Origin of the sequence: Ensifer sp. CCNWLY38 (genome assembly GCF_037120565.1) — a bacterium.
GTDB lineage: Bacteria > Pseudomonadota > Alphaproteobacteria > Rhizobiales > Rhizobiaceae > Ensifer > Ensifer adhaerens_H.
Map to the genome: position 1 here is coordinate 112,750 of NZ_JBBBBO010000002.1, position 16,461 is coordinate 129,210.

At 60.5% G+C, this 16,461-nt stretch carries 19 protein-coding genes and 2 tRNA genes; 12 read left to right on the forward strand and 9 right to left on the reverse strand.

Going from position 1 to position 16,461, the window contains the following annotated elements; genetic code table 11:
- Positions 1–279 precede the first annotated feature (279 nt).
- The 3 genes from V7S54_RS04695 to V7S54_RS04705 all read left to right on the forward strand — a co-directional run bounded on the left by V7S54_RS04695 (position 280) and on the right by V7S54_RS04705 (position 3,331).
- Positions 280–1,350: a nucleotidyltransferase family protein gene (locus tag V7S54_RS04695; protein ID WP_065377440.1), complete on the forward strand. Its 1,071-nt coding sequence runs from the start codon at positions 280–282 to the stop codon at positions 1,348–1,350.
- A gap of 146 nt (positions 1,351–1,496) precedes the next feature.
- The gene (locus tag V7S54_RS04700; RefSeq protein ID WP_065377441.1) at positions 1,497–2,603 is read left to right on the forward strand and encodes an endonuclease/exonuclease/phosphatase family protein; all 1,107 of its coding nucleotides are present in this window, start codon (positions 1,497–1,499) and stop codon (positions 2,601–2,603) included.
- Positions 2,604–2,605: 2 nt separating this feature from the next.
- A complete protein-coding gene (locus V7S54_RS04705; RefSeq protein ID WP_065377442.1) occupies positions 2,606–3,331 on the forward strand; it encodes an NUDIX hydrolase in 726 nt (241 codons plus the stop codon).
- A 226-nt stretch (positions 3,332–3,557) separates the two neighbouring features.
- Here the strand turns inward: V7S54_RS04705 and V7S54_RS04710 are convergent, their stop codons facing one another.
- Complete coding sequence (locus V7S54_RS04710; protein ID WP_065377443.1) at positions 3,558–4,817, reverse strand: calcium-binding protein; 1,260 nt, start codon at positions 4,815–4,817, stop codon at positions 3,558–3,560.
- A gap of 353 nt (positions 4,818–5,170) precedes the next feature.
- Here V7S54_RS04710 and V7S54_RS04715 point away from each other — a divergent pair, with 353 nt between their 5' ends.
- Positions 5,171–6,100: an MBL fold metallo-hydrolase gene (locus V7S54_RS04715; protein ID WP_065377444.1), complete on the forward strand. Its 930-nt coding sequence runs from the start codon at positions 5,171–5,173 to the stop codon at positions 6,098–6,100.
- 328 nt (positions 6,101–6,428) lie between these two features.
- Positions 6,429–7,346 carry a PhzF family phenazine biosynthesis protein gene (locus V7S54_RS04720; protein ID WP_065377445.1) on the forward strand — a complete coding sequence of 306 codons (918 nt, stop codon included), beginning with the start codon at positions 6,429–6,431 and terminating at the stop codon, positions 7,344–7,346.
- A 55-nt stretch (positions 7,347–7,401) separates the two neighbouring features.
- On the opposite strand, the gene V7S54_RS04725 is transcribed toward V7S54_RS04720, so the two are convergent.
- A tRNA-Lys gene (locus tag V7S54_RS04725) sits at positions 7,402–7,477 on the reverse strand.
- A gap of 307 nt (positions 7,478–7,784) precedes the next feature.
- Here V7S54_RS04725 and V7S54_RS04730 point away from each other — a divergent pair.
- Positions 7,785–7,860 (forward strand) — tRNA-Lys (locus V7S54_RS04730).
- Positions 7,861–7,932: 72 nt separating this feature from the next.
- Complete coding sequence (locus V7S54_RS04735) at positions 7,933–8,124, forward strand: Imm27 family immunity protein (protein WP_065377446.1); 192 nt, start codon at positions 7,933–7,935, stop codon at positions 8,122–8,124.
- 1 nt (position 8,125) lies between these two features.
- Here V7S54_RS04735 and V7S54_RS04740 read toward each other — a convergent pair whose 3' ends face one another.
- Positions 8,126–8,419, reverse strand: a complete 294-nt coding sequence (locus V7S54_RS04740; protein WP_141679610.1) for a hypothetical protein — start codon at positions 8,417–8,419, stop codon at positions 8,126–8,128.
- Positions 8,420–8,674: 255 nt separating this feature from the next.
- On the opposite strand from V7S54_RS04740, the gene V7S54_RS04745 reads away from it, so the two are divergent.
- Positions 8,675–8,935: a DUF1127 domain-containing protein gene (locus V7S54_RS04745; RefSeq protein ID WP_065377448.1), complete on the forward strand. Its 261-nt coding sequence runs from the start codon at positions 8,675–8,677 to the stop codon at positions 8,933–8,935.
- Between the two features lie 439 nt (positions 8,936–9,374).
- Here V7S54_RS04745 and V7S54_RS04750 read toward each other — a convergent pair whose 3' ends face one another.
- Positions 9,375–9,644, reverse strand: a complete 270-nt coding sequence (locus tag V7S54_RS04750) for a hypothetical protein (RefSeq protein ID WP_065377450.1) — start codon at positions 9,642–9,644, stop codon at positions 9,375–9,377.
- Between the two features lie 381 nt (positions 9,645–10,025).
- Positions 10,026–11,015, reverse strand: a complete 990-nt coding sequence (locus V7S54_RS04755) for a glycosyltransferase family 2 protein (protein ID WP_065377458.1) — start codon at positions 11,013–11,015, stop codon at positions 10,026–10,028.
- 293 nt (positions 11,016–11,308) lie between these two features.
- Here V7S54_RS04755 and V7S54_RS04760 point away from each other — a divergent pair, with 293 nt between their 5' ends.
- From V7S54_RS04760 to V7S54_RS04770, 3 genes are all read left to right on the forward strand, one after another.
- Positions 11,309–11,665, forward strand: a complete 357-nt coding sequence (locus tag V7S54_RS04760) for a hypothetical protein (protein ID WP_065377451.1) — start codon at positions 11,309–11,311, stop codon at positions 11,663–11,665.
- Between the two features lie 167 nt (positions 11,666–11,832).
- A complete protein-coding gene (locus V7S54_RS04765) occupies positions 11,833–12,249 on the forward strand; it encodes a hypothetical protein (RefSeq protein ID WP_065377452.1) in 417 nt (138 codons plus the stop codon).
- A gap of 464 nt (positions 12,250–12,713) precedes the next feature.
- Positions 12,714–12,821, forward strand: a complete 108-nt coding sequence (locus tag V7S54_RS04770; RefSeq protein ID WP_141679611.1) for an entericidin — start codon at positions 12,714–12,716, stop codon at positions 12,819–12,821.
- 186 nt (positions 12,822–13,007) lie between these two features.
- On the opposite strand, the gene V7S54_RS04775 is transcribed toward V7S54_RS04770, so the two are convergent.
- From V7S54_RS04775 to V7S54_RS04785, 3 genes are read right to left on the reverse strand one after another with little or no spacing between them, the layout of a single operon-like run.
- Positions 13,008–13,412, reverse strand: a complete 405-nt coding sequence (locus V7S54_RS04775) for a hypothetical protein (RefSeq protein WP_065377453.1) — start codon at positions 13,410–13,412, stop codon at positions 13,008–13,010.
- 35 nt (positions 13,413–13,447) lie between these two features.
- The gene (locus V7S54_RS04780; protein ID WP_336409991.1) at positions 13,448–13,711 is read right to left on the reverse strand and encodes a hypothetical protein; all 264 of its coding nucleotides are present in this window, start codon (positions 13,709–13,711) and stop codon (positions 13,448–13,450) included.
- Positions 13,708–14,133, reverse strand: a complete 426-nt coding sequence (locus tag V7S54_RS04785) for a hypothetical protein (RefSeq protein WP_065377455.1) — start codon at positions 14,131–14,133, stop codon at positions 13,708–13,710. Before V7S54_RS04785 ends, V7S54_RS04780 begins: the two co-directional genes overlap by 4 nt.
- A 247-nt stretch (positions 14,134–14,380) precedes the next feature.
- Between V7S54_RS04785 and V7S54_RS04790 the strand changes: the two genes are divergently transcribed.
- Complete coding sequence (locus V7S54_RS04790; protein ID WP_336409990.1) at positions 14,381–14,629, forward strand: hypothetical protein; 249 nt, start codon at positions 14,381–14,383, stop codon at positions 14,627–14,629.
- A 374-nt stretch (positions 14,630–15,003) separates the two neighbouring features.
- Here V7S54_RS04790 and V7S54_RS04795 read toward each other — a convergent pair whose 3' ends face one another.
- Positions 15,004–15,651 carry a S24 family peptidase gene (locus V7S54_RS04795; protein ID WP_065377457.1) on the reverse strand — a complete coding sequence of 216 codons (648 nt, stop codon included), beginning with the start codon at positions 15,649–15,651 and terminating at the stop codon, positions 15,004–15,006.
- Positions 15,652–16,461: the final 810 nt, after the last annotated feature.

Consider the following 16,461-nt stretch of genomic DNA (forward strand, 5'->3'; position numbering starts at 1 on the left):
AAGGTCATACACTAACGCCATATGAGCATATTGGTTCGCGTTCTGGATGACATGGATCAACGTGGAGGCAGCAAACGCGGTTGCAGCATTGAAGGAATGCAGCCGTATGCAGTTCCGGATTTTCAGGAGGTGGACGGTTATAATTTTTTCGCAAAAAAATTATAACCGTCGCGCTGGATCTCGCAACTGGAGCGCCGGTTCTTGACAACACACAGGCGCGTTATAATTTTTCTGCAAGAACATTATAACGCAAAAGCACTACAATGAGGGCGTTGGAAGATGCGGGAAATCGAACTTGTATTCCGGACGATGTTCGCGGAGCTCGCTCAACAATCGCTCGACGCGCAGTTTCATGCCGACTTCCCGCTTGAGGGGCGCTTCGTCACGGTCCCGGTGAAGGGGAAGGACTACTTCTATTTCGATGTCCCCACTTCCGACGGCGACAAGCGGCGCTACGTCGGTCCTGCCGCCGATACCGAGATTGCGGCGCGGGTCAGGCGGCATCGTGAAATCAAGGACAACATGCGGGAGCGGCGGCGGTTGGTTTCCACGCTCATTCGCTCGGGCGGCATGTCGGGTCCTGATCGGTTCGCTGGCGACATCACGAAGGCGCTGGCTGATGCGGGCTTCTTCCGCCTTCGCGGGGTGCTCGTCGGCTCAGTGGCTTATGGCTGTTACTCAGGCGTTCTTGGTGTGCGGCTGCCTAGGGCCGCGATGCAGACGGGTGATGCTGATCTGGCACAGGATTTCGCCATCTCGCACGAGGTTGACGACAGTCTGCCACCGATTCTCGACATCTTGCAGGAGGTCGATCAGTCCTTCCGCGCCGTCCCGCATCAGGCGGACAAGGCTCGGGTGACTGCGTTCGCCAACCGCGGCAATTACCGGGTAGAATTCCTGACGGGAAACCGGGGGTCGGATGACTATGCGGGCAAGCCATCACCTATGCCTGCCCTCGGTGGCGCGTCTGCAGAAAATCTGCGGTTCCTGGATTATCTGATCTACGAGCCCGTGAGGACCGTGCTGCTGCACCGGGAGGGCGTAAGCGTGAATGTGCCGGCCCCCGAGAGGTATGCCGTCCACAAGGTCATCGTGGCCTCCAGGCGGCCCACGGACGCGCTTGGAAGGGCCAAGAGGGAAAAGGACCTGCTGCAAGCTGCAACGCTCTTTGAGGCGATGCAGCAAGTCCGGCAGGGCGACGTGCTGGCCGATGCCTATCAGGAAGCATGGGATCGCGGGCCGTCATGGCAGGAGGGGATCACTGCGGGCCTTTCCCGGATACGAGACAAGGGCAAAGAGGCACTGGCGAGCGCCCTTGGTGTTTCGGTGGACGACATCGGGAAAGGGTAGTCCGGCCATGGCAGGCAACCGGAGCAAGACCGCGCCTATCGCAGCGTCGAGGACATCACGTTGCTGCAATTCCAGACGGAAAACCGCTTCGCACTTTTCCTGTAATTGCTCTAAGCTCCCGGCATTTCATGCCACGGAATTGATAAATGTCGCTTCGCCTTGCCACCTTCAATATCGAGAACCTTCTGAGCCGCTTCGATTTTTCCGGCTTTCGCAACCAACTCAAGCAGGACCGGGTCCTCAGGCTCTTCGACGTGAAGACGGAGGCCGAATACCAGCGGCTGGAGGAGGCGCGCACCATCGCGCACACCGATGATACGCGGCAGATGTCGGCGCTCGCGATCGCCGATTGCGATGCGGATATCCTTTGCCTGCAGGAAGCCGACAACATGGCCTCGCTGCAGGCCTTCGAATACAACTATCTCTTCCGCATGGTGGGTAACGGCTACCGGCAGAAATATCTGATCGAAGGCAATGATTCGCGCGGCATCGACGTGGCCGTGCTGATGCGCGAGGAGACGCGCGACGGCCAGCCGATCGAGTGCCTGGATGTGAAGAGCCATGCGGGGCTGACCTATGAGGATCTCGACCTCTTCAACGACAGAATAGCGCTCACCAACCGGCCGGCCGACCGGATCTTCAAGCGCGATTGCCTGGAACTCGATCTGCGCATCGGCGGGCGGCCGCTGACGCTTTATGTCGTGCATTTCAAATCCATGGGGCCGGCGCGCGAAGGGCTCGACGGCCGGCAGGCGACGATGCCGCTGCGCGTGGCCGAGGCGAGCGCCGTGCGCCATATCATCGAAAGCCGCTTCGGCCGGGGGAAGACCGCCGACAAGATGTTTGCGATCTGCGGCGACATGAACGACTACCAGGAGAAGGTGAACATCCTCGGCGACCGGCGCAACGGCTACCAGTTCGTGCCGCACGAGGAGGAAACGAGCTCGCTCGACGTCTTCAGCCATGACGGCTTCGTGGAAAACCCGATGCTGCGCCGGCCGGTGATGGACCGCTGGACGCTGTTTCACAGCCGCGGACCGCAGGAGCGGCACCTCTGCCAGCTCGACTATATCTGGCTGTCGCCGGCGCTTGCCAAGCGCAACCATTCCCAGGTGCCCGAGGTCATCCGCGGCGGCCAGCCGTTCCGCACGATCTTTCCGCCGGGGCTCGAAGTGGAGCGCTACCCGCGCACCGGCTGGGACCGGCCGAAGGCGTCGGACCATTGCCCCGTGGCGATCGAGTTGGACGTGTGATCATGGGCGCTCTTGAAAGCAATACGGCGCTGTGGCCGGCCGAGGGCGTCATCATCCCGATCGACGACGTCGATATCCGCGTCAACGGCGCGGCGCATCCGTTTCACCTCGACGAGGTCGAGCGGGCGCAGGAGAACTGGCAACGCGAAATCGCGGCCAACCCGCATCTTTTCGATGGCCGCATGGTGCTGCAGCGGGCGCTTCGCATCGAGGATGGGCGGATTCGGGGTGAGGGGCATGTTGTGCCCTATTCGACCTTTCTCTGGTGGCGGAAGACACGAGCCGAAGGCGCCTTCCATCTCTTCGCCATGCCGGCGATCCTGTCTTCCGACGGCGCGCTGATCCTGGTGCGCATGGGGTCGCACACGGCCAATCCGGCCCGCGTCTACAGCCCTTCGGGCTCGCTGGAGCCCGAGGATATCGTCGACGGCCGCTGCGACATCGCCGGCAACATTCGCCGCGAGGCGCTGGAGGAAACCGGCATCGACCTCGCGCTTGCCGCCGCCGAGCCCGGCTATCACCTCCTGCATATGGACCGCGCCGTGACCGTGCTTCGCGTCTACCGCTATCCGGAAACGGCGGCGGCGCTGGTTGCCCGCGTCGCGGCGCATATCGCTGGTGATCCCGAGCCGGAGATCGACGAGGCGATCGCCATTTTCGGGCCGGACCCTGGGGCGTACAACTATCCGCCGTTCATTCCGCCCATTCTGGAGTGGCTGTTTCGGTAACATCCGCTCGCCACGACCATGAATCAATAAGTCGCGCTATCTTTTTGTATTTGTAGTGCTTATGCCGCGCGCGTCTGCTTGCGCCTTAGGCCCTGTTGATGCGCAGGAAGAACTGCCACGCCCTCACACATGCCCGCGCCCCTCGGTCCTCACATCCCAACAATCAGGAAGGACCGCGCAGGGTGGAAAGCGGACTTCCGCCGGACCAGCCACCGACACTGCAGTCTCACAACGTGAAAGCAATATCGTCGGCAGATAAGTCCGCAAGCGAAACGCCTTCGATGAGGATACCTTCGGTTTCACCATGAAAGGCTACATAGAGACCCTCCTCTGTGTCATGCGAGGCAGCCACAAAGGAATCGAAATTATAGATGTTGGTGTCGCCAGGATAGAAGCCCCCCAACTCGATCACGTCGCCACTTTGGGTGTCAAAATCGACGATATGGTCGATGCTGCTATGGCGAACCTCAAATCCACTCCAGTGGAATGTGTCAGCGCCCCCACCGCCGATCAGACGATCCGCACCGTCGCCTCCAGAGAGGTGGTCATCGCCTTCACCCCCACTAAGTGAGTCGACTCCGGCACCGCCTTCAAGGCGGTCATCATCGCCTTCGCCATAGAGATAGTCATTATTTTCGCCGCCAAACAGGCGGTCGGCCCCATTGCCGCCGAAGAGGTTGTCGCGACTGAGGCCACCGAGCAAAGTATCATTGCCGCTGCCGGTATGTGCGTAAACCCGCTCAAAATTGTGAAAGGCCGTACCGGTCGATGTAACGCCATTGACCACATCGACCGTGACATCATCGGTCCGATCCGCATCCTCGAACCGTAACGTGTCGTCACCGTCGCCGCCGTCGAGTTCGGCAGATGAAAGTGTCGTTGTGATGCTGTCGTCGCCACTGCCGCCAGAAAGATGATTGGCCCCGAACCGATCGATTATCGTGTCGTTGCCCGCACCGGCGTCGATAACATCAGCACCCAGGGAACTCATTTGATTATGGGTGTTCGGCAATGACTGGCCGCCGATGATGTCCGCGCCGTCTCCGGTCGAGATCACGTCGTCACCCGTGCCACCCTCAACAATGTCCTTGCCGCTACCGGTCGTCAGCTCCAGCCGCTCAATGCCGCGGTAGAAGATGTGATTGTCGGTCTCAGCCGGGTCACCGAAGGTTACGTGGCGGTTCATGCCGTTAAACGTGACTCGGTTGACCGTCCCTGAAAGATTGATGACCAGCGTATCGATGCCGGCACCTCCCCGCGCCACGCCGCCCGTTCCGTTGAGTTCCAGCCGGTCATCGCCATCGCCGCCATCGAGCTCGTCATAGCCGCTGAAACTCATCAGGCCGTCGTTACCGGCCCCGCCATAGAGAAAATCGTTCCCAAGCCCGCCGTCCAGCGTGTCATTGGCGCCGAGACCCCAGATATTGTCGTTTTCGTCTGTCCCGAACAGGGTGTCGTTCGCATCAGTGCCGACTATCTTTGCCATTGTTTTCATCCTCCTGAAAGCAATCTATAAGCAAACAACAATTGCAAACAAGTATTATATTTATTAAGTGCAGTCATTTATTGTACTTCAATTATAATTCAAAACTTAAATTAATATCCATTACTGACATTCAAATAACTGAAAACCGGCGCGATCCTGGAACAACTGGCGTTGAGATCGATGACGCTAGCCCGAAGCGCCCGAGCCAGGCGCGGGACGGCTGGCAAGACTCGGATCTACGATTGTTAGTAGTTGCTGATGTTTCCTTCAGCTTTTGCTACTGTTGTCGAGATGATGGAAGGTAGCGCGGTAACTGTGTGCCGCGGGCTGTTGAGCAAGATGGGAGAGCGCTCATGGCGACGGGGACAGATGTCACGCCCGGGGAATGGGGTCAGGTGCACGGCGTCCAAAACGTCGGTTGGTACCGTTTCCGACTGGGGGTGTTCGAGGGGACGGTTGTCTCGGACGGTTATATCCATCACAGCTACGAGGGCTTCTACCCCGATGCTGATCCAGCCGAGATCGCCCGCCTGAAATCCGTCCATCGGTTGCCCATCGACCACATTCCGATGGATATCAACCCAGTCGTGATGAACACGGGCGACAGATTGTTTCTCATCGATGCGGGCACGGGGCGGACACTCACATGGCGTGGCGACATGGGTCGTCTGATAGACAATCTCGGCGCGGCCGGTATTGATCCGAAAGACATCGACGCGGTGCTGATGACCCACCTGCATCCGGATCACGCCTATGGCCTCATCCATCCCGACGGTAGTGCGACCTTCCCCAACGCGAAGCTTTTCTGCACCGATCGGGAATGGGCTGAATGGACCGATCCGGAAAACTTGAAGCGGAATGACTTCCGATCGGCGTGGACGAGAGGAGCACTTGAAGCAGTGGCGCCTTATCGCGGCAGGCTGACGCTCTTTACTGCCGGCGAGACCCTGTTCCCAGGGGTGTCCACGTTTTCCGTCGCGGGTCATACCGCCGGGATGTGCGCCTACATCTTCGAGAGCGAAGGGCAAAAAATGGTCTTCACCGGTGACGTCTGCCACCATCAGGTATACGACCTGGCTCATCCGGAATGGTATTTCCATATGGACTACGACACCAACCCGCAGCAGGCCGCGGATGCGAAGACCGCGATTTTCGCCAAGGTCGTGACCGAAGGTATTCGCTATCATGGCTACCATTTCCCTTTCCCGGGAATTGGGGACGTCGCGCCATTGGGCGACGGCACGTATCACTTTCATCCGGAGGCCGTCACACCGCGACAATAAGACCCGAGTTCAGCCGTCGGTGGCTCGCAACTGGCGAACGACTGGTATTGGATTTTCCGGAGGAAGTCCGACGAGGGCTTAGGCGGAAGTCAATGTCTGAAGGTATTGCGACATGATCCCGGAAGTTTGGACGGCTCTCTTAGATCAAAGCTGTAAACAACATTGGTGGTCTTTGCTGCCTAGTGCCGCGTGCGGCGATCGGGGCATGCAGGCGGCGCCGAGGTTAAAGAAATGGCGATCCGCGCCGAGCTGTGCACGGGTGCTTTTAACGCTTGCCGCCCGCGCCCCGACGCGGCAAAGTTCGGGGCATCTTAGCAAGGGGACATGAATGGCGCTGAGCTACGCGATCTACGACGTCTTTACCGACAGGCAACTCGAAGGCAACCCACTGGCTGTGGTCTTCGGCGCCGACTGGCTGGACGACGAGGCGATGCAGGCGATCGCGCAGGAATTCAACCTGTCGGAGACGGTGTTCATCCGCAGGCCCGGGGGCGCTGCGCATACGGCGAAGCTGCGGATCTTCACCCCCAGTCAGGAATTGCCCTTTGCCGGACATCCGACCGTTGGCGCGGCGATCGCGATCGCCGAGGCGCAGCATGGCGCGATCGAGGAGGGGATCGACCTTGTGCAAGTGCTGGAGGAGAAGGTGGGTCCGGTGCGCTGCGCCGTCCGCCTCAAGCCGCGGGCTGCGAGCTTTGCCGAGTTCGACTTGCCGCGCAAATCGGTACGGCTCGATGCCCGCTTCGACCGGCAGGCGATCGCCGACGCATTGAGCCTGAAACAATCACAGATCGGCTTCGAGAACCACGTGCCTTCGTTCTGGAGTGCCGGCGCGCCCTTCGTCATGGTGCCGGTGCACGATGTTGCGGCGGTTTCCTCGATCGAGTTCGATTCGCTGCGCTGGGAGCAGCTGACGCCGATGGCCGAGGGACGGCTGGCCCCGGCCTATGTCTATTGTCGCGGCGGCGTGAACCACACGGCGCGCTTCCACGCGCGCAAGTTCGGCCCCGGCGCCGGCAACCTCGAGGATCCGGCGACCGGCTCGGCCGTGGCCGCTCTCTCCGGCGCCATCCATCTTTTCGACCAGTTCGTCGACGGTCATCACCCGGTGCTGGTCGAGCAGGGGGTGGAAATGGGACGGCCGTCCTTCATCCACCTGCATCTGGATATCGCCGGCGGCGAGATCAGCAATGCCCGCATCGCCGGCCACGCGGTGAAGATCGCCGCAGGCGAACTCTACGTCTGAAGCGGAAAACGTGCATTTAGGAAAAGAGAAATTCAATCAGCGCTTTAGGAGAATTTGGTGGGTGATCACGGGCTCGAACCGTGGACCCGCTGATTAAGAGTCAGCTGCTCTACCAACTGAGCTAATCACCCATCCGCGACCGCTTCGGTCAAGTCCCGTCGCTGTCGTGAGGGGGCGTATAAAGGCGTTCCGTTGGGTTGTCCAGCGGCTTTGTGAAATTTTTTTGAAAAACTCATTGGGCTGGTATCGGCCGCCTGTGGAGATCGTGTCTCGCACATTGGGCGGGTCGATAATGGTGCACCAACGCCCCGTCCGTGTGATGCAGATGACAGGATCTCGCTCGCACCGGTGGGTGGAATGCAGCTGTGATTTAACGAGCCGACGATACGATTTCCTCTTGAGTGCGACAGAGCTGTAGGCTAAAGCGACGCCACGGATGGGTGATTAGCTCAGTTGGTAGAGCAGCTGACTCTTAATCAGCGGGTCCACGGTTCGAGCCCGTGATCACCCACCAAATTTCTCCTAAAACGCTGATTGAATTCAATTTCTTTAAGTTTGTGCCATGTGGTGCCGATCCGTGAACGGGGTGGACGAATCTGCTGAACTTGTGGGGCCGGCGGCAGTCGAATGCGCCGCGAAGCTTCGTCGCGTCTTCACAGATTCCGAAAACTGGGTCGAGCACTTCATAGACGACGCTACCGGTGCTCGCTGGGTTCTGGACTATCCGCAGTCCGGCATGCACGGCGGCGGCAGCCCGCGCCTGCGGCGTGTCGAGTAGCTTATGCGTCTTGTGGAAACCGCTTGCCGCACAGTCTCTTGAAGTCGCCAAGCCGCCTGATGTTTTCGTCTTTTTGTTCGGCCAGCTTTGCGAGCAGGTCGATGTGGTCCTGAAAATATGCGTCGGATTCCTGTTGGGGCATTTCCCTCAAGCGGCGGAAGCGGGTCGCAGCGGTGGTCCTTGGTTTCAGCTCCGGGATCACTACCTGTTGCTCCCTTGCAACAGGTGACCTCGTCATTCCGACAGCGCGTGATTGCGCCTTGCCGGAAAAGTAATCTCGTGTAATTTTCACCAAATCGGAGCTCAAACTAGAGGAGGCATACGATGAATCATAATTTTGTTCAGATGTGCGCCTCTGGTGGAATGGCCTGCTCGTCACGACGAGTGTGCCACAATTCTGTGAATTACTTCGGCGCATAAACGCGACCCGAGTTCCGCCTTTTCGTATTTTCCATTTTGACTTGATGTGACCGGTTTCCGGAACGCGTTTCCGTGTCCGCGCGCATCCATAATCTAGAGGACCCGGCCGCTCGCGGCGGCGGGAATAATCATGCGCGAATTGCAACTCACCTCCGCCAGCGCCCTGCCGGCGATCATGGACGATCTGTTTCGAACCTTCGGCTTCCGGCGGACAGTCGGTGCCTTCCTTGTTGCCGCCTGGAAGCGTCGTCGGACGCTCAACCAGCTCAGCCATCTCTCGGATCGCATGCTCCGCGATATCGGCGCGGAGGAAGGCGTGAAGAAGCCCGAGATAGCCGACATATCCCTCTGGCAAATGCCGGTCGGCTATCCGGTTGTGAGACACAACTGAGGCCCGCGTCAGCGGGCCTCTCCCTTTCCATCGATCCGGTTCACGATTTGGGTGGTTTGGATCGGGACCGGCCTGAGCCAACAGAACCGTTGATGATCTATTTCGCGGCGAGCTTGGCGGCGCAGTCGCGTCTTATCATCGCTGCGGCGAGATTTTCTCGCTCCTGCCGGCCGCTTTCGCCTTTGCTGCCGCCACTTCCTGCACCAGCCTGCGTCGAGAGCTTCTTCCGGGACGTGGGGATAGAGGACGAGAGAAGCAGCAGCGAACAGAGGAAGACGACGCGCATTCAAACGCCTTGCGGTAGCCGGATTGTTATCTTCAGCGGACCGAAAGGAAACACGTGCTCGTGCCCAGGGGCTGCCTGATGCCCCCATTGTTTGGTTTCATGCGACCACCCGCTGGCCGCCTGTGCGGCAGGGGTGGTCGCGTTTCGTAGCCGTTACGGGGTCGTTGCCGGCTGAGTCGTTGACGGTTGGGTCGTTGACGGTTCGGTCGTTGACGGCTGAGTGGTCGAGGGCTGAGTCGTCGACTGGTCAGTCGTTGCCGGCTGCTGCGTCGTCGCTGGCTGCTGCTCGGTCGTCGCGGGCTGCGTCGTCGTCGTCGCCGGTGCCGTCTCGGTGGCTTGCTTGGCCCCCGGTCTCAGGTACACGACGCCAAGGATGATGAGCACGATCACAACCACGATGCCGATGACTGTGTTTCGATTCATGCAGGCTTCTCCTCAGGTTAAGTGCCTCAGAGCTGTAAATGGAGCGGTCGATCGAATTATCAACGGCCAAGCTCGCGGATCGGTTGAAAAACGATCAATCCAGTCGCGCAGCGACCGGCCGTGCCGTTCATCTTCGGCTTGGAGACATGGCCGGGAGCGGCGCGGTGATGGGTTCTTCAGGGCGCCTGCGCCGGGAGAGCCGGCGCTTTTCCGGTGTGTGAAGGCTGACTGCTGAGGGCCGCGGGTCGCGAGGCTACAGCGCCGCGCGTCTTATCAGACGCGCAAAGGTCGCTGTAGCACTTTGATTTTCTGCATGTCTTTGTCCTTAAATCGAAGTCGATTTAAGGAGACATGCAGTAGCGCTCGCCGCCGGCGGTGGATTTAAAGGGGGGTGATGAAGCCGAGCCGCAGCAATTGCTTCGAACCGCCGAATTTCACCGAGGAATGGGAAAAGAGATCAAGCGCGCCGGTGCCGGCGAGGGTTTCCGTCATCTTCGCAGAGACTGCAGAGCCAGCGAGATAGTGTTCGTCGGCAACGGCATCCTCGATGAGCTTCTCGTAGTCGGCGAAGAACTTGAAATGCAGCAGCGCGCCGAGCACCGAAGAGAAATTGCGTTGATAGGGCAGCGGCTGATGGATGCTGGCGCCGAAGCGACAGTCCTCGTCCCAGAAGATCAGCGGATACTTGATCAGTTCCAGGTCGGATTCGAATTCGCGGTGGCGCGCGCCGCCCTTGACCGTGATCGCGCGCGTGGTCGTTGCCAGCGAATAGCCACGGCTGTCGAAATGATCGGCGACTTCCCAGGGGGCGCGGGTTTTCAGCTGATTGACGTCTGCCGTGCGCAGATTGACCGGATACATATCCAGCATCGGTGCGGGCAGCCGTGAAATCTTCAGATCCTCGAGCGCATGGATCACCGACCAGAGCGTGCGGTTCTCGCAATCGTCGTAGATCAGGAACTCATCGGAATCGACGTTGACGTACCAGCGGTCGCCGCCATAGCGCGCAAACAGCGCCTCCCGCCACAGGCGGCCGCGCCGGGCTTCCCCGTAGCGCAGCGCAGACGCCCACAGGTCGACATCGGGCTGGCCCAGCAGATACTCACGCGTCCCGTCGGTCGAGGCATCATCGACGCAGATGAAACGGGTAACGCCCAGCGACCGGTAATGCGCCAGAAAGCCGGGCATCAGCCTGGCATCGTTGCGGCTGAGGAAAACCAGCGGGAGATCATCGGGGTAGAGCGACGTTTGCCCCTGCGGGCTGACGCAGCGAAGATCGACTTCTCGGCTCTCCGTGCGTTCGCGACGCTCGACCTTGGCCGATTCGTACCAGGTGATGAGGCGATCGAAGAGGTTTCGGTCCGAGATCATCTCGGCGTCGGATTGAGCCCTGAAGGGATAGGTAATGTCTTTCATGCCCATTCCGATATGTATTTATATGCATGATATAGGGCGGCTTAGATGAAAAACACCGGTGGGGAAATGCGCAATGCCATCGACCCGGTGATGCCGCGATTTCTACCACCGCGCTTGAAGGCAGCCGATTTCGCTCGCCATGACGCGACCATCGCAACTTTTTGGCGGGTCGTTTGTTACCCCTGCATTCACGTTCACTGGGCTAGCCTTGAGCTCCTCTCAATGGGTAGCGGGTGGAGGAGACTGATATGACACACAAGATGAGCAAACTTCTGGCCGTGCTCCTGGTCGCCGCAGGCGCCGTCACGGCGTTGCCTTCGGTATCTCCGGCGCAGTCCCTTGATCTCTATATCGGACCGCGCGGCGACGATGGCGACTGGGATCGGGACTATCGGCGTGAACGCCGCTATGACGACGATTACTACAGCCCGCGGCGCGGCTGCAGCGCCCGCCAGGCCATTCGCCGCGCCTATGGCTACGGCATGCGTGATCCCGAGATCGCCGGAATGACCCGCAACCGAATCGTCGTCGAGGGCATCGGACGGCGTGGACAATACTCCAGGATCTATCTCGCCAACCGCAGCGGTTGCCCGCGGATCGGCTAAGGCAGCCTCGCTGCCCCGACCGCGTACCTGGTGCAGTCCGCAGGCGCAGTCGATAATTGCCTGCGCCGCGAGGCGGCGGCGTGATGCTCGTGCCCGGCTCGCCGCAATGGGGTGAACGCCGCTGGTCCGTTCCCTTGAGGAAGGGCAATGTGCTATAGCGTCCGCCGATGATCATTCCGACCTCTTCGACATCCACACCGCTCGGCGAGCGCGCCTGCGGCACCTGCACCCTTTGCTGCCGGCTGCCGGATATCGACGCGTTGGAAAAACCGGCAAACGACTGGTGCCGGCATTGCATCGACGGTGAGGGGTGCCGGATCTATGAGCAGCGGCCGCAACTCTGTCGCGACTTCCTCTGTCTCTGGCGCACGGATGAGGGCCTGGACGACGCCTGGGATCCGGCGCGCTCGCGCATGATGATCTATCGGCAGGGGCCGCAGGTCACCGTTCTCGTCGATCCGGATTATCCGGAAATCTGGAGAGAGACGCCCTATGTCGAGACGCTGCAGCGCTGGGCGCGCGCGGGCGAAGGCGGGCAATATGTCATCGTCTTTGTCGGCGACGCCGTGTTCAAGGTCGACTGACACGCGCGACAAACTGCGAAAAAGAAAGAGCCCCGCACGAGGGCGGGGCAAGCAGGCACCCAAAATGGCTCGGGGTGCGGGGAAGCGCAGTCAGAAAGAACGTACTGCGCGGTACGGAAGCTAGCGCGCATCCGCCAGCCGGGGGAAGGCCTGATTCGGCGATTCCGGTACGCTCGCCAAAATAAATCCTGAGAAGAGCCACGCAGCGGGCCATCGGCGTCGCGCCCGTCTTTTGCAGTTTTCGGTCTTGAGCAGGGCCGATTGACTTTGTCGGGCTCCGCCTCATTTCCGAGTGGAGAAACTGACGGAGACGATGATGTCAAAGGCGATGCTCATGGTTCTCTGCCTACTGCATGTTTCCTTTAATCGTACCCGATTAAAGGACAAGAACATGCAGCAATTCAAAGTGCTACAGCGACCTTTGCGCGTCTGATAAGACGCGCGGCGCTGTAGCGCTTCTTGCCCTGTCGGCCTGTGGCAACACGGCGCGCGGCTTTCGGCAGGATAGCGCCGAGACCGGCCACGCACTCGACGACGCGACGCACCGGGTGCTGAAGTCGACCTCGAAATAGAGCAATTCCAGGAAAAGTGCGAAACGGTTTTCCGTTCGAAATTGCGTAATTTCAAAGGCTTAGATCACTTCAGTGTTTCGATGAAACAATGAAATGATCCAGGGCGCAAGGACCGGTACAGGAAAGGCACTTTGGCCTTTCCTGTATTCGTGCTCCATGGTGGCGCGGTCGGTGCCAGGACGCCCGTTATCGCGGCCGCAATGCGTTCGGCTGAGCGACCGCTTCGCTGCTCGAAAAGATGACGACTGCAAACAGCAGTACGCCGACGAAGGCGACGATCGAGGCCGCAGCGACGATGGGTTCGATCTCCGGCCTGCCGGTGACCATCAGATAGAGCGACGGCACCAGCACGGCGACGCTGGCGGTGTAGACGTAATATTGGATCATGGCGAGCCGACGCTCGGCCTTGGCGGGATTGAGCGCATAATAGATGCCGAAGATCGCCATCGTGACCCAGCCGAGCAGGTTCGCATGGGCATGCGCCGGCGTGGCGGCATGGTCCTGGCTGATCGCCATGTGCAGGCCGATACAGAGGCCGATGATCAGGAAAATGATTGCGGTCTTGAAATACAATTGAGCAAGGCGCGGCATCGATTCTCTCCTATTTGTGCTCCCCGCTTACTTTATTAGCATTTCTGCAAATTAATGATGATTGCCAATATTGGGCGCTTTGCGCCGTCGTCATGCCCATGGGCGGATGTCCGTGCCCGCGCGTTTGCCGCGGCCAATGCGGCGCGCTTGTGCGTGGCCATGTCGTTGAAAGCGGTGAGGTTCTGACGCTGCAGATAGGCGAATATCGCGGCTTCCACGCCGCGCTCATTGCCGCCATCGGCTTCCCAGAAGGCTTCCATGGCGGCGAAGAGGGCGGACTTGTCGAGCGTCACGGTCATCTGAGATCGGCACCGAACTGCTGGCGGTGGTTGAGGGTGCCGTGGACGGCCTGGCTGTAGGGCGCGCGTTCCGCGTCGAAATCCGCGCACCAGCGCTCCCAGGCGTCGGAGGTGCGGACAAAGGCCGGCAGCTTGTGCTCCTCTTGCGGGCTCTCGTCGTAGCCTTCGAGCCAGGCGTCGGCGACTGTCTCGGTCACGTCTTCGCCGTGGAGGGCGTCGAGATCGAAGCGGATCAGCTTTGCGACATGCTCGCCATCGTGGACCCGAAGCCAATCGGCAGCGGTGCGGTAGGTGGTGCCGACCGTGTCTGTCTCCTCGCAAAAATAGCCGGTGCCGAGCGTCATGACGGCGAGAATGACCTCGCGTCCGTGAAGGAACGGGGCGAGGCCCGTCACAGCATCCGCGATCAGCACGTCGGGCATCGTTCACCTCGGCCTGTTCGAGGTGCGCGCTGGCACGCCCTTTCGGGTGCCATCGGTCCCTCCGGTTTCGTCTTGTGGTAATATAGGAAAAATCCTATTAGCCCGTCAATAGGAAAGGCGTCGCCGGCAGGAATTTTCTTCGCGGAACCGCGTTGAGTTGTCGATAGGCGATTATTTGTTCTTGTTTTGTTCGATTGATTGCGCCACCTTGGGGCCGCCATTCCAGGTGGCGGAAAAGGAGCATGGGATGATCACCTATTTCGTGGTTCAGAGCTTCACGCTGGGGAGCCGCGGGGCGCTGCTTGCCGACAATCCGGTGCAGGCGACCGGGGCCGAACATGCGGTGCGGCTGGCCGAAAGGCTGGCAGCGACCAAGGTGGGCGTCGTGGCCTTCAGCCGCTCAGGGGATCTGGCGACCGGGGAGTTCGAGGACGCCACGGTGCTCTTCATGTCGGGCGACCTGCCGATGGAGATCGAGGAGGGGATGGCTGCCTGAAGTGGGAGGGCGTGCGAGAGGCGGTCGGAAAGCCAGGCCGCAACGGCGGCCGGTGCGATGGCGTTTTTCGCGCGGCGGGCTGGTGCGGTGGGCTGTGCCGTATCTGTTCGAGAGGGCTGTGCTGCCTCCATCATCCTCGTCTGGCTGCGCGGGGTGAGTCGGCCAATGCCTGTGGGATCGGCTGGCCCTTGGTGCAGAATTGGCGTGCCTGTGGTCGGGACTTGCTCCCCACGGCCAGTCGTCGAGGCAAGTCGGCGCCCATTGCGGCCCTGTTCAGGGCTTGGCCAACTATGTCGCCGGTTTGCTGTTTTGAATCATGTAAGCGAAATAGCGCGTTGAATATGCGATGATATTTCGCTTTGGTCCTGCGGGCTCTAGCGGGCGCTGTATTTGCCGACCACCCGGTGGCAGAAGGACCACTCGACCCGGCTCTCGGTGAATTCCAGGAAAGGGTTGTACTGTCGGAGCGTCCATTCGCGGTCGTTGAAGGAGACCAGCCGCTTGATGATCGCCTCGGCGTCGTTGGCGGGCGGCACGTGATAGAGCACCACGTCCTTGTCGCGCGCCGGCGGCAGATGCGGGTGGACGAGCGCCATGTCGCCGGGCTCATAGGCCGGGATCATCGAGCTGCCGGTGAGGTAGATGCCGTAGGCGCCCTTGACGCCCTCGAGTACCGAGGGGCGCTTGACATATTCGACCGCATCGAAGGTCACGATCACGTGGCCGTCGCCGCCTTGCGCGGCGGCGAAGATCGGCAGGTCACGATGGCCGACGAGCTGTTCGCCGGGCACGATTTGTGGGGCGAAGCCGGGCGCACGTCGCGGTGCCGCTTCGCCGGCGGGGGCGCCCTGAATCAGATCGACGATCGTGCGGGCGTCGCGCTCGCGCAGTTCACGCGGTGTCTCGCGCTCGACGAACTGCTGGATATAGGCGTGGTTCTTCGCGATCGCGATCGACAGATCCTTGTAGGTCGTCTTCTTCGCGTCGACTGCTTCCCGGATAAGGCGGCGCAACTCGTCCATGGCACTGGCATCCCAGATTCCGTTTCTTACGTCCAATAGGAAATTTCCTCTTGATGAATGTAGGAAATCCTACTATGAATAGGATGTCAACGGAAATGAGTGGTGCAAATCACCTGATGTTTCCGGCGGCGGCCAGCATTGCCAGCGTCCTGAAAGGCGCGCGGCGCTGCAATGGCCCAACAGATCGGTCGCCGCTGCGATTGCGGCGAGCATTTTGAGAAAGCTGCTGTCTTCCCGATCGGCAACGATTTCGGGGGCGCGCAGCGGGCGAGAGGTTCCGCTTCCTCCCCGGAGCCTCTCGCTTTTGGATTGCGATGATCCTGGGTCGGTTCGGCCCAAGATCATGAGCGATCGAAATTGGCGCGAGCGGGACGCGTGCGGGAAACCGCATGCACTTTTCCTCCTCTCGCTGCAATTCGTCGCCGGCAAGCCGTCACCGGCGCATGCCTCGTCTCCGAAACCGGCAATGGTTGCGGCCGGCGGCGTGCGCGGTCCGGACGCCGGGAGCAGGCGGCTGCACTCCTTGTGGGTGCGGGCCGGCTCACGAGCCCGAAGTGGTACCCGTCGTCCCGCCTGCATCCCCAGGCGGACGCGCGGCACAAGGGACCGACCTGACCGGTCCGCCCATCAGGGGCGGATCGCGGAAGCGGCTTGCCGGCGGGGGGGAAGACAAGCGGATTTGGCGCGCGATGAGCGCGATGGAATGGCCGTGCCAAACGGGGCGGCCAAAGGCGAAGGCATGGGAAAAGGCATGGCGCAGGACAGTCTGACAGGAAGGCCCAGAGCATCCCGGTCTCAAGTGGAAACACT